At 66.0% G+C, this 23,798-nt stretch carries 21 protein-coding genes; 8 read left to right on the top strand and 13 right to left on the bottom strand.

What is annotated here, in order from left to right; genetic code table 11:
* Nucleotides 1-70: 70 nt before the first annotated feature.
* The 13 genes from VSR71_RS32670 to VSR71_RS32610 all read right to left on the bottom strand — a co-directional run bounded on the left by VSR71_RS32670 (nucleotide 71) and on the right by VSR71_RS32610 (nucleotide 14,010).
* On the bottom strand, nucleotides 71-1,225 hold the full coding sequence (locus VSR71_RS32670; RefSeq protein WP_342917698.1) for a CoA transferase: 1,155 nt from the start codon (nucleotides 1,223-1,225) through the stop codon (nucleotides 71-73).
* 289 nt (nucleotides 1,226-1,514) lie between these two features.
* Nucleotides 1,515-2,672 (bottom strand): porin, encoded by a 1,158-nt coding sequence (locus tag VSR71_RS32665; protein ID WP_342917697.1) that lies wholly within the window; start codon nucleotides 2,670-2,672, stop codon nucleotides 1,515-1,517.
* 373 nt (nucleotides 2,673-3,045) lie between these two features.
* On the bottom strand, nucleotides 3,046-4,038 hold the full coding sequence (locus VSR71_RS32660) for a tripartite tricarboxylate transporter substrate binding protein (RefSeq protein ID WP_342917696.1): 993 nt from the start codon (nucleotides 4,036-4,038) through the stop codon (nucleotides 3,046-3,048).
* 231 nt (nucleotides 4,039-4,269) lie between these two features.
* Nucleotides 4,270-5,337, bottom strand: coding sequence for a 3-keto-5-aminohexanoate cleavage protein (locus VSR71_RS32655; protein WP_342917695.1), 1,068 nt, complete (start codon nucleotides 5,335-5,337; stop codon nucleotides 4,270-4,272).
* A 74-nt stretch (nucleotides 5,338-5,411) separates the two neighbouring features.
* Nucleotides 5,412-6,392, bottom strand: a complete 981-nt coding sequence (locus VSR71_RS32650; protein ID WP_342917694.1) for a quinone oxidoreductase — start codon at nucleotides 6,390-6,392, stop codon at nucleotides 5,412-5,414.
* A 759-nt stretch (nucleotides 6,393-7,151) separates the two neighbouring features.
* Nucleotides 7,152-8,213 (bottom strand): phosphotransferase family protein, encoded by a 1,062-nt coding sequence (locus tag VSR71_RS32645; protein WP_342917693.1) that lies wholly within the window; start codon nucleotides 8,211-8,213, stop codon nucleotides 7,152-7,154.
* A gap of 65 nt (nucleotides 8,214-8,278) precedes the next feature.
* The gene (locus VSR71_RS32640) at nucleotides 8,279-9,748 is read right to left on the bottom strand and encodes an NAD(P)(+) transhydrogenase (Re/Si-specific) subunit beta (RefSeq protein ID WP_342917692.1); all 1,470 of its coding nucleotides are present in this window, start codon (nucleotides 9,746-9,748) and stop codon (nucleotides 8,279-8,281) included.
* Nucleotides 9,745-10,095 (bottom strand): NAD(P) transhydrogenase subunit alpha, encoded by a 351-nt coding sequence (locus tag VSR71_RS32635; protein ID WP_342917691.1) that lies wholly within the window; start codon nucleotides 10,093-10,095, stop codon nucleotides 9,745-9,747. Before VSR71_RS32635 ends, VSR71_RS32640 begins: the two co-directional genes overlap by 4 nt.
* A gap of 15 nt (nucleotides 10,096-10,110) precedes the next feature.
* Entirely contained in the window at nucleotides 10,111-11,229 is a 1,119-nt protein-coding gene (locus tag VSR71_RS32630) for a Re/Si-specific NAD(P)(+) transhydrogenase subunit alpha (RefSeq protein ID WP_342917707.1), read from the bottom strand.
* A gap of 92 nt (nucleotides 11,230-11,321) precedes the next feature.
* The gene (locus tag VSR71_RS32625; protein WP_342917690.1) at nucleotides 11,322-12,116 is read right to left on the bottom strand and encodes a TauD/TfdA family dioxygenase; all 795 of its coding nucleotides are present in this window, start codon (nucleotides 12,114-12,116) and stop codon (nucleotides 11,322-11,324) included.
* Nucleotides 12,117-12,142: 26 nt separating this feature from the next.
* Complete coding sequence (locus VSR71_RS32620) at nucleotides 12,143-13,114, bottom strand: zinc-binding dehydrogenase (protein WP_342917689.1); 972 nt, start codon at nucleotides 13,112-13,114, stop codon at nucleotides 12,143-12,145.
* 79 nt (nucleotides 13,115-13,193) lie between these two features.
* Nucleotides 13,194-13,559: a hypothetical protein gene (locus VSR71_RS32615; protein ID WP_342917688.1), complete on the bottom strand. Its 366-nt coding sequence runs from the start codon at nucleotides 13,557-13,559 to the stop codon at nucleotides 13,194-13,196.
* Nucleotides 13,549-14,010, bottom strand: a complete 462-nt coding sequence (locus VSR71_RS32610; RefSeq protein WP_342917687.1) for a hypothetical protein — start codon at nucleotides 14,008-14,010, stop codon at nucleotides 13,549-13,551. Before VSR71_RS32610 ends, VSR71_RS32615 begins: the two co-directional genes overlap by 11 nt.
* Before the next feature lie 218 nt (nucleotides 14,011-14,228).
* On the opposite strand from VSR71_RS32610, the gene VSR71_RS32605 reads away from it, so the two are divergent.
* The 8 genes from VSR71_RS32605 to VSR71_RS32570 all read left to right on the top strand — a co-directional run bounded on the left by VSR71_RS32605 (nucleotide 14,229) and on the right by VSR71_RS32570 (nucleotide 23,796).
* Entirely contained in the window at nucleotides 14,229-14,519 is a 291-nt protein-coding gene (locus VSR71_RS32605; RefSeq protein WP_342917686.1) for a UxaA family hydrolase, read from the top strand.
* Between the two features lie 5 nt (nucleotides 14,520-14,524).
* Nucleotides 14,525-15,679, top strand: coding sequence for a UxaA family hydrolase (locus tag VSR71_RS32600; RefSeq protein WP_342917685.1), 1,155 nt, complete (start codon nucleotides 14,525-14,527; stop codon nucleotides 15,677-15,679).
* A 6-nt stretch (nucleotides 15,680-15,685) separates the two neighbouring features.
* Nucleotides 15,686-16,390 carry a GntR family transcriptional regulator gene (locus VSR71_RS32595; protein ID WP_342917684.1) on the top strand — a complete coding sequence of 235 codons (705 nt, stop codon included), beginning with the start codon at nucleotides 15,686-15,688 and terminating at the stop codon, nucleotides 16,388-16,390.
* Nucleotides 16,387-17,430, top strand: coding sequence for an Ldh family oxidoreductase (locus VSR71_RS32590; protein ID WP_342917683.1), 1,044 nt, complete (start codon nucleotides 16,387-16,389; stop codon nucleotides 17,428-17,430). Before VSR71_RS32595 ends, VSR71_RS32590 begins: the two co-directional genes overlap by 4 nt.
* 90 nt (nucleotides 17,431-17,520) lie before the next feature.
* Nucleotides 17,521-21,126 (top strand): indolepyruvate ferredoxin oxidoreductase family protein, encoded by a 3,606-nt coding sequence (locus tag VSR71_RS32585; protein ID WP_342917682.1) that lies wholly within the window; start codon nucleotides 17,521-17,523, stop codon nucleotides 21,124-21,126.
* A 109-nt stretch (nucleotides 21,127-21,235) separates the two neighbouring features.
* Complete coding sequence (locus tag VSR71_RS32580) at nucleotides 21,236-22,228, top strand: tripartite tricarboxylate transporter substrate binding protein (RefSeq protein ID WP_342917706.1); 993 nt, start codon at nucleotides 21,236-21,238, stop codon at nucleotides 22,226-22,228.
* A 457-nt stretch (nucleotides 22,229-22,685) separates the two neighbouring features.
* Nucleotides 22,686-22,814 (top strand): hypothetical protein, encoded by a 129-nt coding sequence (locus VSR71_RS32575; protein WP_342917681.1) that lies wholly within the window; start codon nucleotides 22,686-22,688, stop codon nucleotides 22,812-22,814.
* 118 nt (nucleotides 22,815-22,932) lie between these two features.
* Nucleotides 22,933-23,796 (top strand): branched-chain amino acid ABC transporter permease, encoded by an 864-nt coding sequence (locus VSR71_RS32570; RefSeq protein WP_209755638.1) that lies wholly within the window; start codon nucleotides 22,933-22,935, stop codon nucleotides 23,794-23,796.
* Nucleotides 23,797-23,798: the final 2 nt, after the last annotated feature.

Raw genomic sequence — 23,798 nt, 5'->3', positions numbered from 1 at the left:
ACAATCACTACTGCGCCTCTTCCATCCCCCGCCTGGATCTCCTGGGTGGCCTGCCGGCCCCCTCTGTCTCTTAGGCGCGTCGATCTGCGCTGTCCCCCTCGCCGAATAGCTCACGCTCATGCTGATTCAGCGCCGGAGGCGTGCTGCGGTAGGTAGCAGGCGTGCGGCTGAGCTTGATCGGGGACGCGATGCCCCGATAACCATCCAGTTCGACAAGCATTTCCCGGTGCGCGGTATGCGGATGACCGAGCGCCGCGCCCAGACCGAGCACGGGTGCGCACGGCACGCCGTTCCGGATCAGGGTGTCGGCCAATTGCTCGCCATCCCAGGCAGCAAAGCGCTGTTCCAACTCGGCGCGTAGTTCGCTGCGGTGAGCGCTCCGCGCGCCGTTGCTCTCAAAGTGCGGATGAGCAGCAAGGGCGGGAGCATCGATCACGCTGCACAGGTTGGCGAACTGGCCGTTGTTGCCCACGGCGAGAAAGATGTCAACGCTGCCGGTGCGGAATTTGTCGTAAGGCGTGATGTTCGGGTGTGCATTTCCGCTGCGCTGCGGATCCTCGCCAGAACAGAACCAGTTCGGGGTATGTGGATGCAGCATCGACAGCGCGCTGTCGAACAACGTGCTTTCAACGAACTGGCCGCGCCCGCTCATCTCGCGCTCACGCAACGCCATCAGGATCCCGAGCGCCGCATTCATACCGGTCACGAGATCGACGATGGGCACGCCAATTCGCAGCGGCTCACCTTCGGCTTCACCATTCACACTCATCAGTCCACAGAGCGCCTGCACCGCGGCGTCGTATCCGGGTAGCGCACCCAGTGGACCATCTGCGCCAAAGCCAGAGACCCGACAATGGATGAGGCCCGGAAAGCGCTCCTTCAGCGTCTCGTAGCCAATTCCCCAACGCTCCATCGTACCGATCTTGAAGTTTTCGACAAGCACATCTGCCCGCGCCAGGAGATCGAGCAGCTTTATGCGGTCAGTGTCCTGCGAAAGATCCAGCGCGACGCCTAGTTTGTTGCGATTGACGCCAAGGAAGTATGCGGCGGTATCACCTTCGAACGGCGGGCCCCACTGACGAGTCTCGTCGCCACCAGGCGGCTCGATCTTGATGACCTGCGCACCGTGATCGGCGAGGATTTGCGTGCAGTATGGGCCGCCGAGCACCCGTGACAGATCGACGACTCGAAGACCCGCAAGCGAGCCTGGCATGAAATTGAGCATTGTTCCTCCTTTGCTGATGGCGCTGGTCGTCGCTCGATGAGCCAAAACCAATCGACCTCCCGCATGGGTATCCGATTGTGCACTCTATGAATATTTGCCGTGTCAAAAAAACAAAGGTTCCACAGGGCTTGCCTGTCGAACCTTCGAAACCGGAAATGCCGAGGAGAGAGCCAGCCTGGCAGAGGTCAGCATTCCCAGTGGAGCCTATACGGATTGACCGCCGCAGCCGCCTTGCGATTGGATCCGCTCGGCGGTGTTCCCTCTCGTCGTGCAGATCGCTCCCCCGTCATCAGAACACATGGCGGATCCCCACAGCAGCGCCAAACATCGAGCTTTGGCCAGTCGAAAGCGCGTAGTTATTGGTCGTAAGACTGGTGGCGAAATTGCTCGCTGGCGACTCCATGGCCAGGCCAGCGTTCTTTGCATAGGCCATGGTCAGATAGATATCGGTCCGCTTGGAGAATGAGTAGTCGGCAATCAGGGAAATCTGCCAGGGATTGGCAACGTTCGTGTTGCCGCCGAGGCTCTTCACGTTCTGATAGTCATACTCGAGCGTGAAGTCGAGTGCAGGAGAGAACCTGTACTGACCGCCTACCCAATAGAAATCGTCACGCATCGTCAGGGCACCGTTCTGGTTCTTGTTCTGGCCCCAGCGATAGCCGCCCATGACTTTCGCCGTGGCATTGAGGGCGTAGCTGCCCATGACGGCCGCCTTCCTGAAGGTGCCGCTGCCAGTGCCCATCGTCGGATTCCATTGATCATAGCCAACGCCTACGCCGAACGGCCCCGAGATATAGCTCAGTCCCGCGCCATAAGCCTTGTCGCGGCGGAACTGTCCGGGCACCTCACCATTGCCACCGGCACTTGGCACGCTGGCGATGACTTGCGGCAGCACCGTACCTACGCCGAACGACATGTTGGCCTGTGCCGTGAGGCCGCCGAACACGCCGATGTATTTCAGCGCATTGTCCTGTCGGAAGTTGCCGCCGGCGATCACTCCGACCGGTTCATACTGGGTTGCATATCGAGCCGGGACAAAGTTGGCCAGCGTAGAGAACAACGAATGGTATTGCCGACCGAAGGTGAGCTGCCCATAAGCCGAGCCAAGACCGACAAAGGCCTGGCGACCAAACAGGCGGCCGCCTTGCTGCGACGTTCCCGTATCGAGATTGAAGCCGCTTTCCAGAACGAAGATGGATTTCATACCGCTGCCCAGATCTTCCGTGCCGCGAAGACCCCAACGCGAGCCGGAGTACCCACCGGAGTTCTCGCGGACAACGCTATGGCCAGCGCCGGAATTGAAACCGTTAGCGGCGGACGGCACGGCGCCGACGCGGTTGACGTACTCCACGTTGACATCGGCCACCCCGTACAAGGTCACACCGGATTGCGCACTCGCTGCCCCACATGCACAAACAGCGGCCAGGGCAAGAATCGTTCTCTTCACCAAAACTCCTCCACGTTCATTGTTGTCGTCTCCCACCTTGTGCCAATCGGTTGGCCACGAAGTCGAAGCGTTGCCAGGGGATGAATTGATCTTCGATTTCCCCTTGCGCAGTACAGCCGCGCAGATGGCATGGGCGAGCGCGGCCCCTCGCCCTTCGGGTGAGTGTTTGCGCTTCGTCCGGTTTTAGAGCTTGAATTTGCTGCAGGTCTGCCGGGGGTAGCAGATCCAGTATCTGAATCCGAGGTCAGAGTTCAGAGATTTCCCGACAGTGTCAGTGGCTCAAGGTGCTGAGCCCAACCACTGTCAGGTCACTTCCGGTCTCTTACGCCTCGCTACCGGCAAGGTGGCAGCACCCTGTTGCGCAGCCTGTTCACTAATCGATCTGAATCCCTGCATCGGCTGCGATCTTCGACCAGGTTTGCAGATCGTGACTGACGATCTCGCCAAATTGCTCCGAGGTCTTCACCGGTGGCGGCCCGAAGTTCATGGCTTTCATCGTGGTCGCGAGATCGGGGGACGCCTGGACCTTATTGATCTCAGTGGCCAGCCTCTTCACAATCGCAGGGTTGGTCCCGGCTGGCGCGAAGACGCCGAACCAGCCCACCGCATCGAACTTGTGGCCTTGCTCACCCATGGTCTTGACATCGGGCATCTGCGGTGCGCGCACATTGCCTGCCACCGCAATGGCGCGGACCTTCCCGGAACGCAGGAATGGGACTGGCGCGCTCGGATCGGTCCAGCCGATTTTCACGACACCAGAGGACAGATCGGTCAATAGCTGATTGGAGGTCCGATAGGGAACGTGATCGGTCTTCATGCCGGTCCGCTTCTTGAGCCATTCCATCATCAACTGCCCTGATGATCCCGTGGACCAGGTGGCGTAGCCATACTTGTCCGGGTTCGCCTTCAGGAATTGGATAAGCTCCGGCAAGTTGTGAACCGGCAGATCGGTGCTCACGAGCAGCACCACCCCACCCTCGGCCGTCTCGGCGATCGGCACAAGGCTCTTCTTCGGATCGTACGGGATGGTCTTCAGTATGGCTGGAGCGATGACCATATTCGATGCCGTGGTGTAGAGGAGCGTGTACCCGTCGGCCGGCGCCTTGACAACAGAGCTTGTCCCGACGACACCACTTCCACCGGGCCGGTTCTCAACGACGACCGGTTGCTTCAAGGCTACCGACAGCCGCTGCGCCATCAGGCGTGCCAGGGCATCGGTTCCCGATCCTGCCGACGATGCTACGACCATCTGAATCGGGCGCGTGGGCCAGGCATCCTCCGCCCGCACCGATGCTGAAGTGCACAACGCCAGAAGCGCTGGCGCGCCCAGCGTCATCGCAAACAGGTTTTTTATTCGAAATGCCATTGTCACCCTCCATATAATTGTGCTGTTAGCGATCGCTCGGCCTGCGCCCATTGCACGTGCATCGACTTGACAGTGCAGCAACGCCAATTACGACCGCTACGCAGCCCAATGCGGTGAAGCAACGCTGACGCTCAGCGCAAAATGGGCCGCGTGAACCGATGGAAACACTGCATGAAACCAGGGCGACTCCTGGCGCCGGCTCGTGCCAGCGCCAGGATTCGTCGGCTAGCTTCAGGCCCGCGTATTCTCGAACTTGCGCAGGAAGCCCTGGTGGCCACCGTTTCGATTGGGCGAGAAGCCATTGGCCTGCAGCGTCTCTTCGACGGTGTCGTAGAAGACGCCAAGCTTCAGGATCTCTCGCGTCTGCTGCGCAGTCGCGATGGGGCGACCGAATTCGCCGGCGATGCGCACCAGTTGCTTGATCTGTTCGACGGAACTCATCTTGCCCGTGCGAGTCTGGTTCCAGAGTACATCCTCGATGCCGCAGCGAACATGCAGGCCAAGGGCCATGCCGATCATATTGATCGGCAGCACATTGAGCACCGAGCTTTCCACCGTGACAACCGCGCCGTCCGGTACGGCACGCAGCATGTTGGCCAGGTTGTAGATGTTCGCCTGGTCCATGCCTCCGCTGATCGCCACCCAGTTCATCACCAGCGGGCCCTTGTAGACGCCGCGGCGAATCATCCGCTCGATCGTTTCAAAGCTATTGATGTTGTAGCACTGGAACTCGCTTTGGATTCCGGCCGCCGTCAATCGTCGGACGTGCTCCTCGTACCAGCTGGGATTCGAGGGCACGATCATGTCCTTGTAGGTGCTGTAGAACTCCGGGAATCCCCGCGAAACGCCCCTGAAATCGTCTACGCCAGCATGCTCCGTCACATTCATCTGCGCGGTGTTGACGGTCACCGTCACCTGGTCCGGCTTCGGATCCAGTTCGGCCAGCATATGACGCGTGTCATCGCTGAGCCATTTTGCGCCTTGGCCTTCTTCAGGCGCGAAGCTGATAGAGCCCCCCACCTGGATGACCATTTCAGGCACGGCTTTGCGCACCCCGGCGATCAGCTCGTTGAACATGGACAAGCGCTTGCTACCCTTGCCGTTCGCTTCCCGCACGTGCAAATGCAGCACCCGGGCACCGGCTTCGTAGCAATCCACCGCCTTCTGGATCTGCTCCTCCATGGTGACAGGGATATCTTCCGGGAAGTCCGAAGGGATCCAGCCCGGCGCATAGGGGGCGGCAGTGATGATCAGCGGTTGCTGGTTTTCAGGGTACAGGTGGCCGTCAAGGAAGTGCATGGTATTGGATATCCAGAATGATGGTGACTATCAAGAACTTCGAACCAGATAAGAGAATTTTCCGGGAGGGAAATTCAAATCACGAAAATCGATGAGCCAGTGGTCTTTCGAGCCTCGAGGTCACGGTGTGCCTGCACCGCATCCTCGAGGACATAGCGCTGATTGATCTCGATGCGGATGCGGCCTGCCGCCACGTGGCCGAACAGTTCATCGACCAGTTGCGCCTTTTCGGCAGGATCGGCGATGTAGTCGGCCAGGCCCGGGCGCGTCAGGAATGCCGAGCCTTTGCGAGCCAGGATTGCCGGATCGAACCCGGTGACCGGGCCGGAGGCGAACCCCACGCACACCAGCAGGCCGCGGCGCTTGAGGGAGTCCAGCGAGGCCATGAAGGTATCCTTGCCCACACTGTCGAAGACCACGGACACGCCCACGCCATCCGTCAGTTCCCGCACGCGCCTGGCCACATCCTCATGGCTGTAGTTGATCGTGTGATCGCAGCCATGGGCGCGCGCCACTTCGGCCTTGGCATCGGTGGAAACCGTTCCGATCACCGTCAGCCCCAGCAATTTGGCCCATTGCGAAATGATCAGGCCGGCACCACCCGCGGCGGCATGCAGCAGAATGGTGTCGCCCGCCTTGAACGGGTAGATCCGGCGCATCAGGTAGGCAGCTGACAAGCCGCGCATCGTCATCGCCGCGGCGACTTCGCAACTGATTGCCGCAGGCAGCTTGATCAGCGGCGCGGCGGAGATCAGCCGCTCCGTGCTGTATGCGCCCAGTGTGTTGGTGAAGCCCGTGTAGGTCACACGATCTCCGACCGCCAGATGGGTGACGTCGGCACCGACGGCCTCGACCACGCCGGCGGCTTCGTTGCCGATGCCGCTGGGCAGCGGAACCGGATAAGTACCGCTGCGAAAATAGGTGTCGGCAAAATTCAGACCCACCGCCACGTGGCGGATGCGAACTTCGCCCGGCCCCGGCTCGCCAACCGTGGCGTTCTCATAACGCAGGACGTCGGGTCCGCCCGTTTCGTAGATCCTGACGGCTTTCGCCATATTGCCTCCTGTCCTTTATCGAATATTGATCAGTGCCCTGCGGCCTGCCGATTGAGCGCCAGAGGGAAATCCTGTGTGGTGAATCATCGGGCCTGCCCCGACTTTCCGCTTTCCCGTGTACGTCTTGCGCTTTCCCTTTTCTGACAGTCCTCCCGGAAGCAGCCTCATGTTGACGTCCAGCGCACAAGCGCGCACTGGCGCGTCTTGCAGCGGATGGAATTCGGGGCGTCGGGATGACATCGCTGAAGGCCCTCGGAACGAGGTGCCTGCGCTGCGCGTGAACGTCCGCTGGAGGCATCTCAGCGGCCTGCCAAGGCCAAGAAATCGTCAGCGCGACGACTGGCTAAAGCGTTCTTTTGACGGAGGGATCCCAGGCAGGAAGGGTTATGGAATCGCGTCCTTGCCTGTAACTGGATGGAGGATGGATGCCCGCCAATGTCTTATCGACCCGGGCAAGTTCCTTATCGCCGCAGATAAGTTGCGCTTGAACGGATATGAGCTTGCTGCTATCAAGGCTGTGCATCAGCGCAGCCTGAGCCAGTGAATCTCGAACCGCGCCAACGGGTCGGGAGTCCGCCGGAGATGAAGACCTTGCAGTCAAAATGCGCTCGGAGACAAATCCAGGCCGCCACTCGAGTCGATAGAAATGCGATAACGGACCGTCGCAGCTGGAGTGAGCCTTACCTCCCTCTTCGGATGGAAACGCTCACTGTGGATACGGAAGGGCCATCCGCCATCCTCGACGAGCGCCTGGCTCCGTTATCGCTTCGCCGCGCCGTAGCGCAACGCGAACTGCCAGCCCAGCTCGGCCAGCGGCACGGCCTTCCTGCCCGTCTCCACGGCATCGGCCGCGGCCGCGTTGCCCTGGCGGGCGCGCTGGCCGATGCCATGCATGATCGCCGCGAGCCGGAAGAAGTTGAAGGCCAGGTAGAAGTCCCAGTGTTCGAGCGCGTGCGTGCCGTTGCTCTCGCCATACCAGCGCAGGTAGGCCGGCTCGTCCGGAATGCCGAGCGCGTGCAGGTCCAGGCCGCCGATGCCGCGCCACAGTTCGGCCGGGATATGCCAGCTCATGCAGTGATAGGCCAGGTCCGCCAGCGGATCGCCCAGCGTGGACAGCTCCCAGTCCAGCACGCCCAGCACGCGCGCCTCGGTCGGGTGGAATACCAGGTTGTCCATGCGGTAGTCGCCGTGCACCAGGCAGGTCCGGTCAGCATCGGGAACGTGGTGCGGCAGCCATTCGGCCAGCGCCGCCAGTGCCGGGTTGCCGTCCATGCCGGCATCGCGGCACTGGCCGGACCAGCGCGCGAGCTGGCGCGCCACGTAGCCGCCGGTGCGCCCGTAATCCTGCAGGCCGGCGGCGTGGTAGTCCACCCGGTGCAGCGCGCCGATCACGCGGTTCATCTCGCGGTAGTGGGCGGCGCGCTGCCCGCGTCCAACACCCGGCAGCGACTGGTCATAGATGACGCGGCCCTGCAGGAAGTCCATCACGTAGAACGCGCTGCCCACGACAGAGATGTCTTCGCTGTACAGGTGGACCCGCGGCACCGGCACGTCGCTGTCGCGCAGCGCCTGCATCACACGGAATTCACGGTCGATGGCATGCGCCGAGGACAGCAGTTGTCCCGGCGGCCTGGTGCGCAGCACGTACTGCCGCGCACCGCACGCAATCCGGTAGGTCGGGTTGGACTGGCCACCCGCCAGGCGCTGCACCGTCAGCCGGGGCTGCGCGATCAGGCCTTCGGCGTAAAGCAAAGCCGCCAGCGCGGCGCTGTCGAATCCCGTGGCGCCTGGGACGGGCGTTACCGCATCAGCTGCTTGCATCGATTCATTCTCCTGGGACCACCTGCAGAGTGAGCTGACCATATGGCCGCCGCCGACTTCGCGGATCAGGCGGCCTTGACCATGTCCTCGACCACCTTCTTGGCGTCGCCGAACACCATCATGGTCTTGTCCATGTAGAACAGCTCGTTGTCGAGACCCGCGTAGCCGGCGGCCATCGAGCGCTTGTTGACGATGATAGTCTTGGCCTTGTACGCCTCCAGGATCGGCATCCCGGCGATCGGCGACTTGGGATCGGTCTTGGCCGCGGGGTTGACCACGTCGTTGGCGCCCAGCACCAGCACCACGTCGGCCTGGCCGAACTCGCTGTTGATGTCTTCCATCTCGAAGACCTGGTCGTACGGCACCTCGGCCTCGGCCAGCAGCACGTTCATGTGGCCGGGCATGCGGCCCGCCACCGGGTGGATCGCGTACTTCACGGTCACGCCCTTCTCCGTGAGCGCTTCGGTCAGTTCCTTCAGGGCGTGCTGCGCGCGCGCCACGGCCAGGCCGTAGCCCGGCACGATGATCACGGTCTCGGCATTGCCCATCAGGAAGGCGGCATCATCGGCCGAGCCGGACTTCACGTTGCGCTGCGCCTGCCCTGCCGGACCGCTCGCGGCGGTGGCGTCGCTGCCAAAGCCCCCGAGGATGACGTTGAAGAACGAGCGGTTCATCGCCCGGCACATGATGTACGACAGGATCGCACCGGAGGATCCCACCAGCGAGCCGGCGATGATCAGCATCGGGTTGTTCAGCGAGAAGCCGATGCCCGCCGCCGCCCAGCCCGAGTACGAGTTCAGCATCGACACCACCACCGGCATGTCGGCGCCGCCGATCGGGATGATGATCAGCACGCCCAGCACGAAGGCAATGGCCAGCATGACCAGGAACGGCTCCCACGCCTGTGTCAGGAAGAAGGCGATGCCGAAGCCGACCATCGCCACCGCCAGCAGCAGGTTCAGCCAGTGCTGGCCGGCGAACACCACCGGCGCCCCCTGGAACAGGCGGAACTTGTAGCGCCCGGCGAGCTTGCCGAAGGCGATCACCGAACCGGAGAAGGTGATGGCGCCGACGAAGCAGCCGATGAACAGCTCGATCCGGTTGCCCAGCGGAATTTCGCTTGAACCGGCTGGTGCGATGCCGAATGCCGCAGGCTCCGCTACCGCCGCCACGGCGATGAACACCGCCGCGAGACCGATCAGCGAGTGCATCGCCGCGACCAGTTCGGGCATCTTGGTCATCTGCACCTTGCGCGCCACGTAGGCGCCGATGCCGCCGCCGACCACCAGCGCCGCCAGGATCAACGCCAGGCCGCTGCCGGAGTCACCGGCCCCGGCCGCGCCCGCCAGCAGCTCGTTCTTCAGCTTCAGGATCAGCGCTACCGTCGTCAGCGCGGCCACCAGCATGCCCGCCATGCCGAAGGCATTGCCGCGCCGTGCCGTGGTCGGGTGCGACAGCCCCTTCAACGCCTGGATAAAGCATACCGACGCGCCCAGGTAGGACAGCGTCACCAGATTCATCGACAGGCCGTTCATCTCGCCACCTCCGCCAGTTTCCCGCCCGCCTGTGCGCTGCCCTGCGGCTGTGCCTTGGGTGCTTTCTTGCGGAACATCTCCAGCATGCGCTGCGTGACCAGGAAGCCGCCGAACACATTGACCGCCGCCAGCGCCACTGCCAGCGTGCCCATGGCCCGCCCGACATTGCCTTCGGTCAGCCCGGCGGCCAGCATCGCGCCGACGATGATGATGGCCGAGATCGCATTGGTCACCGCCATCAGCGGCGTATGCAGCGCGGGCGTGACGGTCCAGACCACGTGGTAGCCCACGTAGATCGCCAGGACAAAGATGATCAGGTTGATCACCGTGTGGCTAACCATTTCCATTTGAGTCTCCTTGAATCATCCGGCCAGCGCCGCTTGCTTGCGTCCCGCCACCAGGCAGGCGGCGACGATGTCGTCTTCGAGGTCGAGCGTGTACCGGCCATCCTTGTCGATGACCAGCTTGAGGAAATCCAGCACGTTGCGGGCATAGAGCGCCGAGGCGTCGGCCGCCACCATGCTGGCCAGGTTGGTATGGCCGATGAGGGTGACGCCATGGCGCTCGACCACCTCGTCGGCCACCGTCAGCGGGCAGTTGCCGCCCTGCGCGGCGGCCAGGTCCACCACCACCGAGCCCGGCTTCATCTGCTGCACGGTCGCTTCCTGCAGCAGCACCGGCGCCTTGCGGCCCGGGATCAGCGCGGTGGTGATGACGATGTCGGCCTGGATCGCGCGCTGGTGCACCAGCTCGGCCTGGCGCTTCATCCAGTCCGGCGGCATCGGGCGCGCATAGCCGCCCACGCCTTGCGCGATCTCGCGCTCCTCGTCGGTCAGGAACGGCACGTCGAGGAACTTGCCGCCCAGCGATTCGATCTGTTCCTTGACCGCGGGGCGCACGTCGGACGCCTCGATCACCGCGCCCAGGCGCTTGGCGGTGGCGATCGCCTGCAGGCCGGCGACGCCGGCGCCCAGGATCAGCACGCGCGCGGCCTTGACGGTGCCGGCGGCGGTCATCAGCATCGGCATGAAGCGCTGGTAGTGGTGCGCGGCCACCAGCACGGCCTTGTAGCCGGCGATGTTGGCCTGCGACGACAGCACGTCCATGCTCTGCGCGCGCGTGGTGCGCGGCGCGGCCTCGAGCGCGAACGCGGTCACATTGGCTGCCGCCATGCGCGCGTTGTTCTCGGCATCGAAGGGATTGAGCATGCCAACCAGCACGGCCCCTGGCTTCATCTGTGCAAGCTCGGCCGGCTCGGGCGCGCGCACCTTGAGCACCAGCTGTGCTCCCAGCGCTTCGGCAGCGGTGCCGATGGTGGCGCCAACCGCTTCATACGCGCCGTCGGGCTGGCTGGCGCGTACGCCGGCACCAGCCTGCACGATGACCTTGTGGCCCTGCGCCAAGTACTTCTTTACGGTCTCCGGCGTCGCCGCAACACGCGCCTCCCCCGCCCGCGACTCCGTCGGGATCCCTATCAGCATCATCATTCTCCGGATTGGCCCCGTCCGGCGTCCGGACGGGAACCCTTTGGCGCCGGGCGCCGCATGGCGGCGCCGGCTGGTGGCAGGTTGGCTCAGCGCGGCACTTCGCCTTCCAGCGTCACGCGGTTCAATACCCGATCGGCATTGCCGTAGTCGTGCACGGCGTAGTGCATGGTGCAGCGGTTGTCCCACATCACCACGTCGCCCTGCTGCCACATATGGCGGTAGACGTTGTCGGGCGAGACCGAATGCTCGTAGAGGAAATCGAGCAGCGGCCGGCTCTCCGCCCCGGTCATGCCCTCGATGCACTGCGCGGTATCGGGGTGGCCCACGTACAGCGCCTTGCGACCCGTTTCCGGGTGGGTGCGCACGATCGGATGCACGGCGCTGGGAACCTTGTCGGAGCCGGTCATCCTGGCCAGCCGCGCGCCGGAAAAGCGGCAGCGCAGCCCTTCGATCATGCGCTGCATCGCCGGCGACAGCCGCTCGTAGGACACATACTGGTTGCACCACATGGTATCGCCGCCCACCGGGGTGGTGACCGCCGACAGGATCGAGATCTTGGGCGGTACCTCGGTGTAGATCGAGTCCGAATGCCAGGCCTCGGTCGACGCGGTCTCCTTGGGAATCTTGGTCACCTGGGCCAGCTCCGGGAATTCGGTCAGGCCCTTGAGCAGCGGGTTGCCCTGCACCGGCTTGCCCCAGCGCCGCGCGAAGGCAACCTGCGCAGCGGGCTGCAAATGCTGGCCGCGGAATACCAGCACGCCATATTCCAGGAATGCGCGGTGCAGGATGTCGAAGCTGGCATCGTCGAGCGGCTGGTTCAGGTCGACGCCGCTCACGGCGGCACCAACGGAGCCGGTCAGTGCCTGGATCTGGATGGTCATCTTGTCTCCTCGTCTCTTCTGTGGAATCAGTCCGCAAGCAGGACGATCTTGCCCACGTGCTGATCTTGCTTCATGTAGGCATGCGCGGCGGCGATATCGGTCATGGCGAAGGTGCGATCGATCGGCAGGCGCACGCGCCCGGCGCGCAGGAACGGCAGCATGTCGCGCGCGCAAGCCTGGATGCACTCCAGCCGCTCCTGTTCGGTGCGGGTGCGGAAGGTCACGCCGATCAGCTGCAGGCGCTTGAGCCAGAGCTGCGTCAGGTCGATCTGCGCGGTCGCGGAGCCCAGTCGCGCGATGTTCACCAGCCGGCCCTTGACCGCCAGGCTTTGCATATTGGCTGCGAACACCGGGCCGCCTACCGTATCGATGATGATGTCCACGCCCTTGTTGCCGGTGGCCTCCATGATCGCCTCGACCTGGTCGTCGCACGACGCATCGATGCCCACGTCCACGCCGAACTGGCTGATCTTGTCGAGCTTGGCCGCCGAGCGCGACGACGCGATCACGGGGCGCGCGCCCATCAGCGAGGCAATCTGGATCGCCGCCAGCGCCACGCCACCCGAGGCGCCGTTGACCAGCACCGATTCGCCCGCCACCAGCCGGCCGTTGGTGACCAGGGCATCATGCGCGGTGATAAAGACATTGGGAAACGCCGCGGCATCGATCCACGACAGGCCGTCCGGCACCGGCATCAGCGCCAGCGGGTCGGCCACGACGTACTCGGCCTGGCAGCCGCGGCCATGGCCCATCACGCGGTCACCCTTGCGCCAGCCGCTGACGCCCGCGCCAACGTCGGCCACCTCGCCGGCAAACTCGACGCCGGCGGTGATGGTATTGCCCGAGCGCAGTTCTTTCGCCTGGTTGATCTCGCCCCGGTTCAGGCCGGCGGCGCGCACCCTGACCAGCACCTGCCCCGCTGCCGCCACCGGCACCGGGATATCCTGCACTTCTACCTTGCCGCCCTCCGGGCCCGGCACTACACGGACTGCCTTCACTGTTGTCTCCTTTCCCGTCTCACAATGTGTTGCTTGGCTTTGATGCTGTACTGCCCTGTGTGCTGCCCCATGTGCCGGCCTAAGCGCAGCCCAGCGCCGTCGCCCGGATCAGCGACAGCAGTTCGAGTGCGCGCTCGGCGGCCGCTTCGCCGCCGGGGTGGTTGCCGCGCACGAACGGCACGCGGCTGTCTTCAATCGCGGCCAGCGCGTGCAGCGGCCTTTCCGCCGCCACCGCCAGCCGGCGGAATTCATTGACGGTCAGCAGGTAGCTGTGGAACACGTCTGCCTGCGGCGGCGTAGTGCCGAGCTTGTGCAGCAGCGCGTTGAGCCAGTGCGTGCCGGCCAGCATCGCGCCTTCGATCAGCATCTCGTAGTCGGCGCTGGTGCACTTTTGCAGCGATGCCTCGATGCCGCGCGCCATCGCCATGTGGCGTTCAATGTCCATCCCTTGCTCCTTCCAGGCGCACCGCCAGCAGTCCCAGGCAGCGGCGCAGTGCCGCATCGCAGGCTTCGGCGATGGCCGGGGTAGGTTCAAGCCCTTCGCGCAGGCAGGGATCGCGGTAATGCTCGATCTCTTCCATCGCTTCCATCATCGCCGCGATGTCGGCGGGCACCGGTGACTCGACCTTCGGCCGTCCGACATGGAGCACGTCGCCCAGCGGACCGAACGCCGGCCTGAGGCTGCCATCTGGCTGCGGCACCAGGTAGACGCCTGGCTGCGTGGGGAACCTGTCCTCGTCCAGCGTGACGCCCGCGTGGTGCAGCGCCGCGTTCACGGCATGGGTGCCCGCGGTCATGCCTGCCCAGAACCAGAGGCCGAAATCCTGCTGCGGATCGAGCCGCGCACGCAGCGCCTGCAGCCTCCCGATCTTCTCCTGGTGTGACCGAACCTTCATGCCTGTCTTCTCCGGTGGGTTCGCTGTGCCGAGATGCCGGCGCCGACATCGCTGCCGTTGTCATGACGATAGACAGCGGCCGTGCCGGTGTCAACAAACTTCTATATAGGACTTGTATGGATGGAGTAGTGGTTTTCTCGTAGATCCCGCACTTCTTCTTGACCATACGCCGTCCGGTTCCCTACAGTTGGCCTCAACACCTATACAGGAGTTGATCAATGCCGCGAGCCATCGTACTGAACCCGGCCGACAATGTGGCCACCCTGCTGGACGCCGGCAATGCCGGCGAAGCCTGCGTGCTGGAAGGCGAGCGCGCCGGCAGGCTGGTGCTGCTGCAGGACGTGCCGTTCGGCCACAAGATCTGCATTGCCGACACGGCGCCGGGCGCCACCATCGTGAAATACGGCCAGGTCATTGGCCGCGCCAGCCGCGCGGCGCGCGCCGGCGAACACATGCATGTCCACAACATCGAGTCGGCGCGCGCCCGCGGCGACCTGCACAAGGGGTAAAGCAGATGGCAACAACCTTCCTCGGATATCCGCGCGAGAACGGCGCGGTCGGCGTGCGCAACTGGGTCGCGGTGGTTTCCGTGATGGACAACTGCAACCCGGTGACCCGGACCATCGCCCGCACGGTGGGCGGCTGCATCCCGGTGACGACGCTGTTCGTGCGCGGGCAGTTCGGCGCCGACCTGGACTTCGCCTTCGAGTCGCTCGCCGGGCTGGGCCGCAACCCCAATATCGCGGCGGTGCTGCTGGTCGGCCTGGAAGAGTCGTCGACCGAAGAAGTGGCGCGCCGCATCCGCGCCACCGGCAAGCCGGTCGAATGCGTGCACCTGCAGCCCGATGGCACGGTCGCATGCATTGCCGAAGGCACGCGCAAGGCTGCGCACCTGTCGCTGGCGGCGTCGAGGGCGCGGCGCGTGCCGTGCCCGGTGTCGTCGCTGGTGATCGGCGTGGAGTGCGGCGGCTCGGACACCACCTCCGGGCTGAGCTGCAACCCCGTGATCGGCCGCATGGCGGACATGGTCATTTCCGAGGGCGGCACCGTGATCATCTCCGAGACCTCCGAGTTCATCGGCGCCGAGCACCTGTTTGCCGAACGCGCCGCCGATGGCCGCGTGCGCGAGGCCTTCGTCACCGCGGTGCGCAACATGGAAAACCTGGCGATCTCGCGCGGCGTGGACATGCGCGAGGACCAGCCCTCGCCCGACAACAAGCGCGGCGGCCTGACCACGGTCGAGGAAAAGGCGCTGGGCGCGATGGCCAAGGCCGGCACCAGCCCGCTGGTGGGCGTGCTGCGCTACGGCGAGGCGCCGCAGAAGAAGGGGCTGCATTTCATGGACGCACCGGCCGCGGCAGTGGAAAATCTCACTGCGCTGGCTGCCGGCGGATGCCAGCTGACCTTCTTCGGCACGGGGGTGGGCAATCCGATCGGCAGCATGGTGGCACCGACGGTCAAGGTGTGCGGCAACGTCAATACCCTGCGCACCATGGCCGACAACATTGACTTCGACGTCAGCGGCGTCCTGCAGCACGGGGACAAGATCCCATACCTCGGCGAGCAGTTGTACGGCTATGCGATCGATGTCGCATCCGGCACGCGGCTGACCAGCGAAGTGCTCGATATCCGCGAGACCGCGATCAGTCGATTCGCCCTGAGCCTGTGAACATCCATGACCAAACTTAGCAGCGTCTCCGACGCCATCATCCGCTCCATCGAGTCCGGCGCCCTGCGCGAAGGCGACCGGCTGCCCTCCGAGGGCGAGCTGGCCACCTTCCACGGGGTCAGCGTGGGCACGGTGCAGAAGGCGCTGGCCCGGCTGACGCACTCGGGGCTGATCACGCGCGAGCAGGGCCGCGGCACCTTTGTCTCGGGCACCCGGGTGGCGCCGGCGGACGTGCGCTACCTGCGCTTTCGCGACGAGCAGGGCAACGAGCTGCCGTCCTATGTGCACGCCCGCTCGGTCAAGCGCATCAAGCGCCAGGGGCCGTGGTCGGAATTCCTCGGTGGCGATGGCTACGTGCGCATCGAGCGCGTCATCAGCGTGGGCGGGCGCCTGGACCTGTACAGCGAGTTCTGGCTGCGCGAGGAAGACTTCGCCCAGCTCGGCGGCCTGGACCGCGAGGCGCTGGAGAAGAACCTGCGCGAGCTGATCGGCCAGCGCCTGTCGCTGCCGACGCTGCGCGTGGACCAGTGGATCCGCTTCGGGCCGGCTCCCGCCATGGCGGCGCGCGAGATCGGGCTGGAAGCCGACGCGCCGGCCTTCATCATGGAACTGCGCGGCTACACGCTGCGCGACCAGCCGCTCTACTACCAGTCGGTCTATGCCGCCCCGTTCTCGGAGCGCCTGATGATTGTCAGGGAGAAGTCAGCATGACGATCCGTTCCATCCGACGTACTGCAGACCAGCTCACGCACTGGACCGCGGCCGTTTTCGAAGCGTGCGGCGTGGCCTCCGGCCATGCCAACCAGGCAGCCGCCGCGCTGGTGCGCAGCGAACTGCGCGGCTACAAGACCCATGGCCTGACCCGGGTGCCGTCCTACGTCGACCGCCTGCGCGCGGGTGACTTCAACCCGCGCCCGCGGATGTCGCAGCGCGCCTTCCCGGGCGGGATCGTGCTCGATGCCGATGGCGCCATGGGCCAGGTGGCGGCGCCGCACGCGGTGCAGCTCGGCCTGCAGGCGCTCGAGCACAGCGCCAGCGTGCTGGTCGCGGTGCAGTCGTGCGGCCACCTGGGCGCGCTGGGCCTGCCGGCGCTGCAGGCGGCAGAGGCCGGCGCCTTCTGCATGGTCGGGCAGCGCACCCCGCCGGTGCTGGGCATGGAGGGCTTTGCCCGCCCGGCGCTGGGCCACAACCCCATCGCTTTCGGCTGCCCGCTGCCGGGCGCGGCGCCGATCGTGTTCGACGTGGCCTGCAGCGTCGCCGCGCGCGGCCATATCCTGCTGGCCGCGCGCGAGGGCAAACCCATCCCGGAAGGCTGGGCGCTCGACGCCGACGGCCAGCCCACCACCGATGCCCGGCGCGCGCTCGAGGGCTCGCTGCTGCCCATGGGCGGACACAAGGGCATCGGCATCGCCATGATGGTGGAGTGCCTGGCCGGCGCCATGGCCGCCACCGCCGACTCGCTGTCGCCGGACCGCAATACTGTCTCCGGTGCCGGCGCGGTCGGCCGCCAGGGCGGCTTCGTCTGGCTGGTCAAACCCGAGGCCTTCGCCGGCCAGCAGCTCTTTGCTGACTACATGGCGCAATGGACCGGCAACTACCTTGCCGCGGGCGGCGCGGACGCGCGCCTGCCCGGCCATCGCGGCGACGTGCTCGAGCGCGAAGGGCGCCAGCACGGCATTGCCTTGCCTGATGCCGTAGTGCGGGAGCTGGACACGCTCGGCCACGCGCTGGGCATCCCCCTGCCCGGATAGCCGGTTTCCTTCCCGTTTTGCCACAGATCCGGGTGCCACGCGCACACCGGCTGGCCCCGTTCAACCCTGCTAGCCTGAAAAAACGCCAATATGAACGCCCCCATGTCCCCCGATGCGGCCCGCCAGGCGCTGGCCGCTGTGTCGATCGATGACAAGTACGCGCTGGAGTCCGGCCGTGCCTATATGAGCGGCGTGCAGGCCCTGGTGCGCCTGCCGCTGCTGCAGCGCCGGCGCGATGCCGCGGCCGGCCACAACACCGCCGGCTTTATCTCCGGCTATCGCGGCTCGCCGCTGGGCGGCTATGACCAGGCGCTGTGGCAGGCGCGCCGGCACCTGGCCGCCAGCGACGTGGTGTTCAAGCCCGGCGTCAATGAAGAACTCGGTGTCACCGCCGTCTGGGGCTCGCAGCAACTGGAGTTCGACGCCGCCAGCAAGAAGTTCGATGGCGTGTTCGGCATCTGGTATGGCAAGGGCCCCGGCGTGGACCGCAGCGGCGACGCGCTCAAGCACGCCAACCTGGCCGGCACCGCGCCGCTGGGCGGCGTGATCGCGCTGGCGGGCGACGACCACGTGTCCAAGAGCAGCACACTGGCGCACCAGAGCGACCACACCTTCATGGCGTGCGGGCTGCCGGTGTTCTTCCCGGCGAACGTGCAGGACATCCTTGACCTTGGCGTGCATGCCTTTGCCATGAGCCGCTTCAGCGGGCTGTGGTCGGGCATGAAGACGGTGCAGGAAGTGGTGGAATCGGGCGCCTCGGTGGTCACCGACGCCGACCGCGTGCGCATCGTGCTGCCGGAGGATTTCACGCAACCGGACGGCGGCCTGCATATCCGCTGGCCCGATGACCCGCTCGCGGCCGAGGCGCGCATGATGGAGTTCAAGTGGCCGGCGGCGCTGGCCTATGTGCGCGCCAACCGCCTCAACCGCAACGTGATCGAGGGTCCCGGCGATCGCCTGGGCATCATCGCCAGCGGCAAGGCCTACAGCGACACGCGCCAGGCGCTGCTGGACCTCGGGCTGGACGATGCCGCCTGCCGCGCCCTCGGCGTCCGCCTGCACAAGGTCAGCGTGGTGTGGCCGCTGGAGCCGGACAGCGTGCGCGATTTCGCGCGCGGCCTGCGCGAGGTGCTGGTGGTCGAGGAAAAGCGGCCCGTGATCGAGCAGCAGATCAAGGACGAGCTTTATCACTACTCGGCCGCGGCGCGCCCCGCCGTGTTCGGCAAGTATCACCACAGTAACGGCAACGGCGGCAGCGCTGGCCATGGCGGCGAGTGGAGCCACCGCAAGCCCGCCGAAGACTGGCTGCTGCGCGCCAAGGCGGACCTGTCGCCGGCGCTGGTGGCCAAGGCCATCGCGCTGCGGCTGAAGGCACTGGGCGTGCCGGCCGACGTGGCCGCGCGCATGGACCAGCGCCTGCAGGAGATCGCTGCCGGCGAACGCGCCGCCGCGCAGGGCGACAGCCGCGCCACCGACCGCCTGCCCTGGTTCTGCCCCGGCTGCCCGCACAACACCAGCACGCGCGTGCCGGAGGGTTCGGTGGCGACGGCCGGCATCGGCTGCCACGGCATGGTGGTGTGGATGGACCGGTCCACCACCTCGTGGTCGCAGATGGGCGGCGAGGGCGTGCACTGGATGGGCCAGGCGCCCTTCAGCAAGCGCGCGCACCTGTTCGCCAACCTGGGCGACGGCACCTACAACCACTCTGGCCTGCTGGCGGTGCGCCAGTCGATCCACGCCGGCGTGAACCTGACCTACAAGATCCTGTTCAACAGTGCCGTGGCCATGACCGGCGGCCAGCCCGTCGACGGCCAGCTCGACGTCCCGGCGATGACGCGCGAACTGGCCGCCGAGGGCGCGCGCCGGATTGTGGTGGTGACGGATGAGCCGGGCAAATACAAGGGTGTCGGCAACCTCGCGGCCGGCGTCACCGTGCGCCACCGCGACGAGCTGGACACCGTGCAGCGCGAGCTGCGCGAGGTCGCCGGCGTGACCGTGATCATCTACGACCAGGCCTGCGCGACCAAGAAGCGCCGCGAGCGCAAGCGCGGCACCATGGCCGACCCGGCGCGGCGCGTGGTCATCAACGAACTGGTGTGCGAAGGCTGCGGCGACTGCTCGGTGCAGAGCAATTGCCTGGCGGTGCAGCCGGTGGAAACCGATTTCGGGCGCAAGCGCAAGGTCAACCAGGACACCTGCAACAAGGACTTCTCCTGCACCAAGGGCTTCTGCCCGAGCTTTGTCACGGTCGAAGGCGGCCAGCTGAAAAAGCCCGCGAACCCGGCCGGCGGCAAGGCCACGCCGCCGGCGGTCCCGATGCCCGCGCTGCCGGATGCCAGCCAGCCGCGGCGCATCGTGGTGGCGGGCATCGGCGGCACCGGCATCGTCACCATCGGCGGCGTGCTCGGCATGGCCGCGCACCTGGAAGGCAAGGGCGTAATCACGCAGGACGCGACCGGCATGGCGCAGATGGGCGGCGCCACCTGGAGCCATATCCAGATCGCCGCCAGCCCCGACGCGCTGCACGCCAGCCGCGTCGACCTGGGCATGGCCGACCTGGTGATCGCCTGCGACACCGTGGTCGCCGCCAGCAAGGCAACGCTTGCCGCGATGTCGCCGGCGCGGACCTATGTGGTGCTGAACAGCCACCTCACCCCGACCGCGGCCTTCGTGCGCAACCCCGACTGGGATCCGCAGGCCGGCGAGGCGGTCGCGCGCATCGCGTGCGCCGTCGGCGCGGGCCAGCTGGCCAGCTTCGACGCCGAGCAGGTCGCGAAGCAGTTGCTGGGCCAGTCGATCTTCGCCAACCTGCTGCTGCTCGGCTATGCCTGGCAGCAGGGCAAGGTGCCGCTGTCGCACGCGGCGCTGATGCGGGCCATCGAGCTCAACGGCGTGCAGGTGGACAGCAACAGGGCGGCATTCGAATGGGGGCGCCTGTGCGCGCACGATATGTCGCAACTGCAGTCGCACCTGCAGTCGAAGCTGCCGTCGCAGCCGGACGGCTCGCAGGTGATCCAGTTCGTGCGCACGGTGCCGCTGGCGGAACTGGTGCGCAAGCATGCCGGGTTCCTGGCCGGCTACCAGAACCGGGCTTACGCGGCGCAATACGAGTCGTTCGTCAGCCGCGTAAGCGCAGCGGAATCAGTCGTCGGCGGCACCCGCCTCAGCGAAGCCGTGGCCCGCTCACTGTTCAAGCTGATGGCCTATAAAGACGAATATGAGGTGGCGCGCCTGCACACCGGCGCCGCCTTCCGCGAGCAGATCGCGTCGATGTTCGAAGGCAAGGTCCGCCTGGTGCACCACCTCGCGCCGCCGCTGCTGGCGCGCAGGAACAAGGACGGCGAACCGGTCAAGGGCGCTTACGGCCCATGGATGCGCCACGCCTTCGGCGTGCTGGCCCGCCTCAGGGGCCTGCGCGGCACGCCGTTCGATCCCTTCGGCTACACGCAGGAACGCAAGCAGGAACGCGCGCTGATCGGCGAGTACCGGCGCAGCATCGAAGCCTTGCTGCCGGCACTTTCCGCGCACAACCTCGAACTGGCACTGGAAATCGCGCGGCTGCCGCAGGAGATCCGCGGCTACGGCCACGTCAAGGCGCGCAACCTGGCCGCCACCCGCACCCGCTGGGAGCGGTTGATGGCGCAGTGGCACGCGGGCGGCACGCAGGCTCCGGCCAGGACCAGCGCGGCGGCATAGACAAGCTCGCACGGCATCTACCACAGACTGAAGACAGCGAACGGGTCCCGGCCGCAGCTGCCGCTGCGGCCGCGGGTCCCGCCACAGAGACAGCGAGGAGACAAAGATGATGAAGACCGTACTGAACCGCTTTGGCCGTGCCCTGGGTGCGATCGCACTTGCCGCCTCATTTGCCGCCTGCGCCACCGGTGCGCTGGCACAGGGCGGATATCCCAACCGCCCGATCCGCATCATCGTGCCCTGGCCCGCGGGCGGCGGTGTCGACGCCGTCACGCGCACGGTGGCCGAAAAGATGAGCGCCAGCCTGGGCCAGCAGGTGATCGTCGACAACCGGCCCGGCGCCACCGGCAATATCGGCGCCGGCATGGGCGCGAAGGCGGCACCCGACGGCTACACGCTGCTGGTCGCCAGCGCGCCGATGGCAATCAATGCCAGCCTGCACAAGAACCTGCCGTTCGACCTGGACAAGGACTTCGCGCCGCTGGGACTGATGGCGAGCTCGCCCTACATGCTGGTGGTCAACCCGTCGGTGGCCGGGTCCGTCAAGGAACTGGTGGCGCGGGCCAGGGCGGAGCCCGGCAAGCTCAGCTATGCCTCGGTCGGGCCGGGCACGCAGCAGAACGTGGTCAGCGAGGTGTTCAAGGAAAGCGCCCAGATCAACATCGTGCACGCCCCCTACAAGGGTGGCCCGCAGGCGCTGACCGACATGGTGGGCGGGCATATCCACATGATGTTCCACGGCGTGCCGGCGGTGATGCCATTCGTCAAGGGCGGCCAGCTCAAGGCCATTGCCGTGGCCAGCAGGCAGCGCCTGCCGCTGTTCCCTGAGGTGCCGACCATGGCGGAGGCCGGCTTCCCCGGCATCGAGGCCAGCGAATGGTATGGCCTGGTGGCGCCTGCCGGCACGCCCAAGGACATCGTCGCGCTGCTCGGCAAGGAAATCGACAAGGCGCTGAACGCCCCCGGCGTGCGGCAGCAGCTGGCCAGCAAGGGCTACGACCCGGCCGCGCCGGGCTCGCCGGACCAGTTCGCGTCCTTCATGGCCGCCGAGCAGAAGAAGTGGGCGCTGGCAATCAAGCAGACCGGGTTCCGCCTGGAGTAAGCGGCCAGCATCGATCTCCACGATCAGCCGTTGCAGCAAAGCAGCGCCGCGCGGCGGCCGGACTGAGCGGGGTCGGGCCGGTTGCCGCGTCGGCGCTGCTCCGCCAGCGTCCAGGCAAGGACATCCACTGCCGCGCCGAGACGCCACGACGGCGACACGCCGCGACCCACACCCCCTCGCATTCCCCAATCATGCCTGTCTCCGCAATCGGCGCGACGCTTCCGGCGCCGTACCGATTGGGGCTTTCCCGAAGGTTTCTCCATCGCTATTTCGCTGTGCGGAATTGTCAGCGGGTTTCCTTGACGATGCCGCGAAGCCTATGCAAAAGTCGGTGAAAACGAACGACCGTGCGGGAATACTCCCGACACGTCGTCACCGGGCTTGCGCTGCCGCCGATGGCACAGCGGCGCCCGGCAAGCCGGGCGGCCACGTTGCCGCATCGCACAGGAGACAGCCCATGCAGTATCCGCACCCCGCGTCCGCGCATCCGCCCCGTGACCGTCACGGCGCGATCCCCGCCACGCCGACCGGCCCACGCCAGACAGGCGCCGGCACCCGCCATCCGGCGCGCACGCCGCGCCCCTGATCCCCACACGCCCCGAATTCTTGCGTGGCAGCGCCCGGCGCCGCCGCGAGGGATCACGCGCGGCGTCTTGCCAGCGCGTGCCTGGATTTCCGATTCGCGAACCGCATGAGGTAACCCCGTGGCATTGTTTCTTCAACAGATACTCAACGGCCTGACGCTGGGCGGCGTCTACAGCCTGGTGGCGCTTGGCCTGACGCTGGTCTACGGCATCCTGCACGTGCCCAATTTCGCGCACGGCGCGTTCTACATGGCCGGCGCCTACGTGTCGTACTACCTGATGACGGCGCTGGGCGTGAACTACTGGCTGGCGATGGTCGGTGCCGCGCTGGTGGTGGCCGTGCTGTCGATGCTGGCCGACCGGCTGGTGTTCCATCCGCTGCGCAACTCGCCCGAGCTGCACGACATGATCGCGGCCATCGGCATCCTGCTGTTCCTCGAGGCCGGCGCGCAGGCGCTGTGGGGCGCGGACTTCCATCGCATGCCGACGCCGTACGGGCAGATCGTCGACGTCTTCGGCCTGACCGCGCCGCTGCAGCGCCTGCTGATCATCGGCGCCGCCTTTGCGCTGATGGTGCTGCTGCACCTGTTCCTCACGCGCACCATGACCGGCGCCACCATCATGGCAATGGCGCAGAACCGCGACGGCGCCGCGCTGGTCGGCATCGATGCCACGCGCGTCACGCTGCTGGTCTTTGCCATCTCCGGCGCGCTGGCCGCGATCGCCGCCACGCTGTACGCGCCGATCAACCTGGTCTACCCGAGCATGGGCAACCTGGTGATCACCAAGGCCTTCGTCATCATCATCCTGGGCGGCATGGGCAGCATCCCCGGCGCCATCGTCGGCGGGCTGATCATCGGCATGGCCGAGAGCTTCGGCGGCTTCTACGTTTCCACCGACTACAAGGACATCATCGCCTTCGTGCTGCTGGTGGTGATCCTGTCGATCCGGCCGCAGGGCCTGTTTGCCGGCAAGGCAGCCTGAGG

Source organism: Cupriavidus oxalaticus, assembly GCF_038900635.1.
Classification (GTDB): Bacteria; Pseudomonadota; Gammaproteobacteria; order Burkholderiales; family Burkholderiaceae; genus Cupriavidus; species Cupriavidus oxalaticus_B.
Note: the sequence above shows the minus strand (reverse complement) of the source record. Positions and strands in the feature narration are given on the sequence as shown.

What these genes read in the sequence shown, in the direction of transcription:
- VSR71_RS32600 (WP_342917685.1), top strand. Translation starts at nt 14,525, where the DNA reads ATGGCAACAACCTTCCTCGGATATCCGCGCGAGAACGGCGCGGTCGGC.
- VSR71_RS32640 (WP_342917692.1), bottom strand. Translation starts at nt 9,748, where the DNA reads ATGAACGGCCTGTCGATGAATCTGGTGACGCTGTCCTACCTGGGCGCG.
- VSR71_RS32605 (WP_342917686.1), top strand. Translation starts at nt 14,229, where the DNA reads ATGCCGCGAGCCATCGTACTGAACCCGGCCGACAATGTGGCCACCCTG.
- VSR71_RS32655 (WP_342917695.1), bottom strand. Translation starts at nt 5,337, where the DNA reads ATGCACTTCCTTGACGGCCACCTGTACCCTGAAAACCAGCAACCGCTG.
- VSR71_RS32595 (WP_342917684.1), top strand. Translation starts at nt 15,686, where the DNA reads ATGACCAAACTTAGCAGCGTCTCCGACGCCATCATCCGCTCCATCGAG.
- VSR71_RS32575 (WP_342917681.1), top strand. Translation starts at nt 22,686, where the DNA reads ATGCAGTATCCGCACCCCGCGTCCGCGCATCCGCCCCGTGACCGTCAC.
- VSR71_RS32590 (WP_342917683.1), top strand. Translation starts at nt 16,387, where the DNA reads ATGACGATCCGTTCCATCCGACGTACTGCAGACCAGCTCACGCACTGG.
- VSR71_RS32630 (WP_342917707.1), bottom strand. Translation starts at nt 11,229, where the DNA reads ATGCTGATAGGGATCCCGACGGAGTCGCGGGCGGGGGAGGCGCGTGTT.
- VSR71_RS32610 (WP_342917687.1), bottom strand. Translation starts at nt 14,010, where the DNA reads ATGAAGGTTCGGTCACACCAGGAGAAGATCGGGAGGCTGCAGGCGCTG.
- VSR71_RS32645 (WP_342917693.1), bottom strand. Translation starts at nt 8,213, where the DNA reads ATGCAAGCAGCTGATGCGGTAACGCCCGTCCCAGGCGCCACGGGATTC.
- VSR71_RS32635 (WP_342917691.1), bottom strand. Translation starts at nt 10,095, where the DNA reads ATGGAAATGGTTAGCCACACGGTGATCAACCTGATCATCTTTGTCCTG.
- VSR71_RS32615 (WP_342917688.1), bottom strand. Translation starts at nt 13,559, where the DNA reads ATGGACATTGAACGCCACATGGCGATGGCGCGCGGCATCGAGGCATCG.
- VSR71_RS32660 (WP_342917696.1), bottom strand. Translation starts at nt 4,038, where the DNA reads ATGGCATTTCGAATAAAAAACCTGTTTGCGATGACGCTGGGCGCGCCA.
- VSR71_RS32585 (WP_342917682.1), top strand. Translation starts at nt 17,521, where the DNA reads ATGAACGCCCCCATGTCCCCCGATGCGGCCCGCCAGGCGCTGGCCGCT.
- VSR71_RS32625 (WP_342917690.1), bottom strand. Translation starts at nt 12,116, where the DNA reads ATGACCATCCAGATCCAGGCACTGACCGGCTCCGTTGGTGCCGCCGTG.
- VSR71_RS32670 (WP_342917698.1), bottom strand. Translation starts at nt 1,225, where the DNA reads ATGCTCAATTTCATGCCAGGCTCGCTTGCGGGTCTTCGAGTCGTCGAT.
- VSR71_RS32580 (WP_342917706.1), top strand. Translation starts at nt 21,236, where the DNA reads ATGAAGACCGTACTGAACCGCTTTGGCCGTGCCCTGGGTGCGATCGCA.
- VSR71_RS32650 (WP_342917694.1), bottom strand. Translation starts at nt 6,392, where the DNA reads ATGGCGAAAGCCGTCAGGATCTACGAAACGGGCGGACCCGACGTCCTG.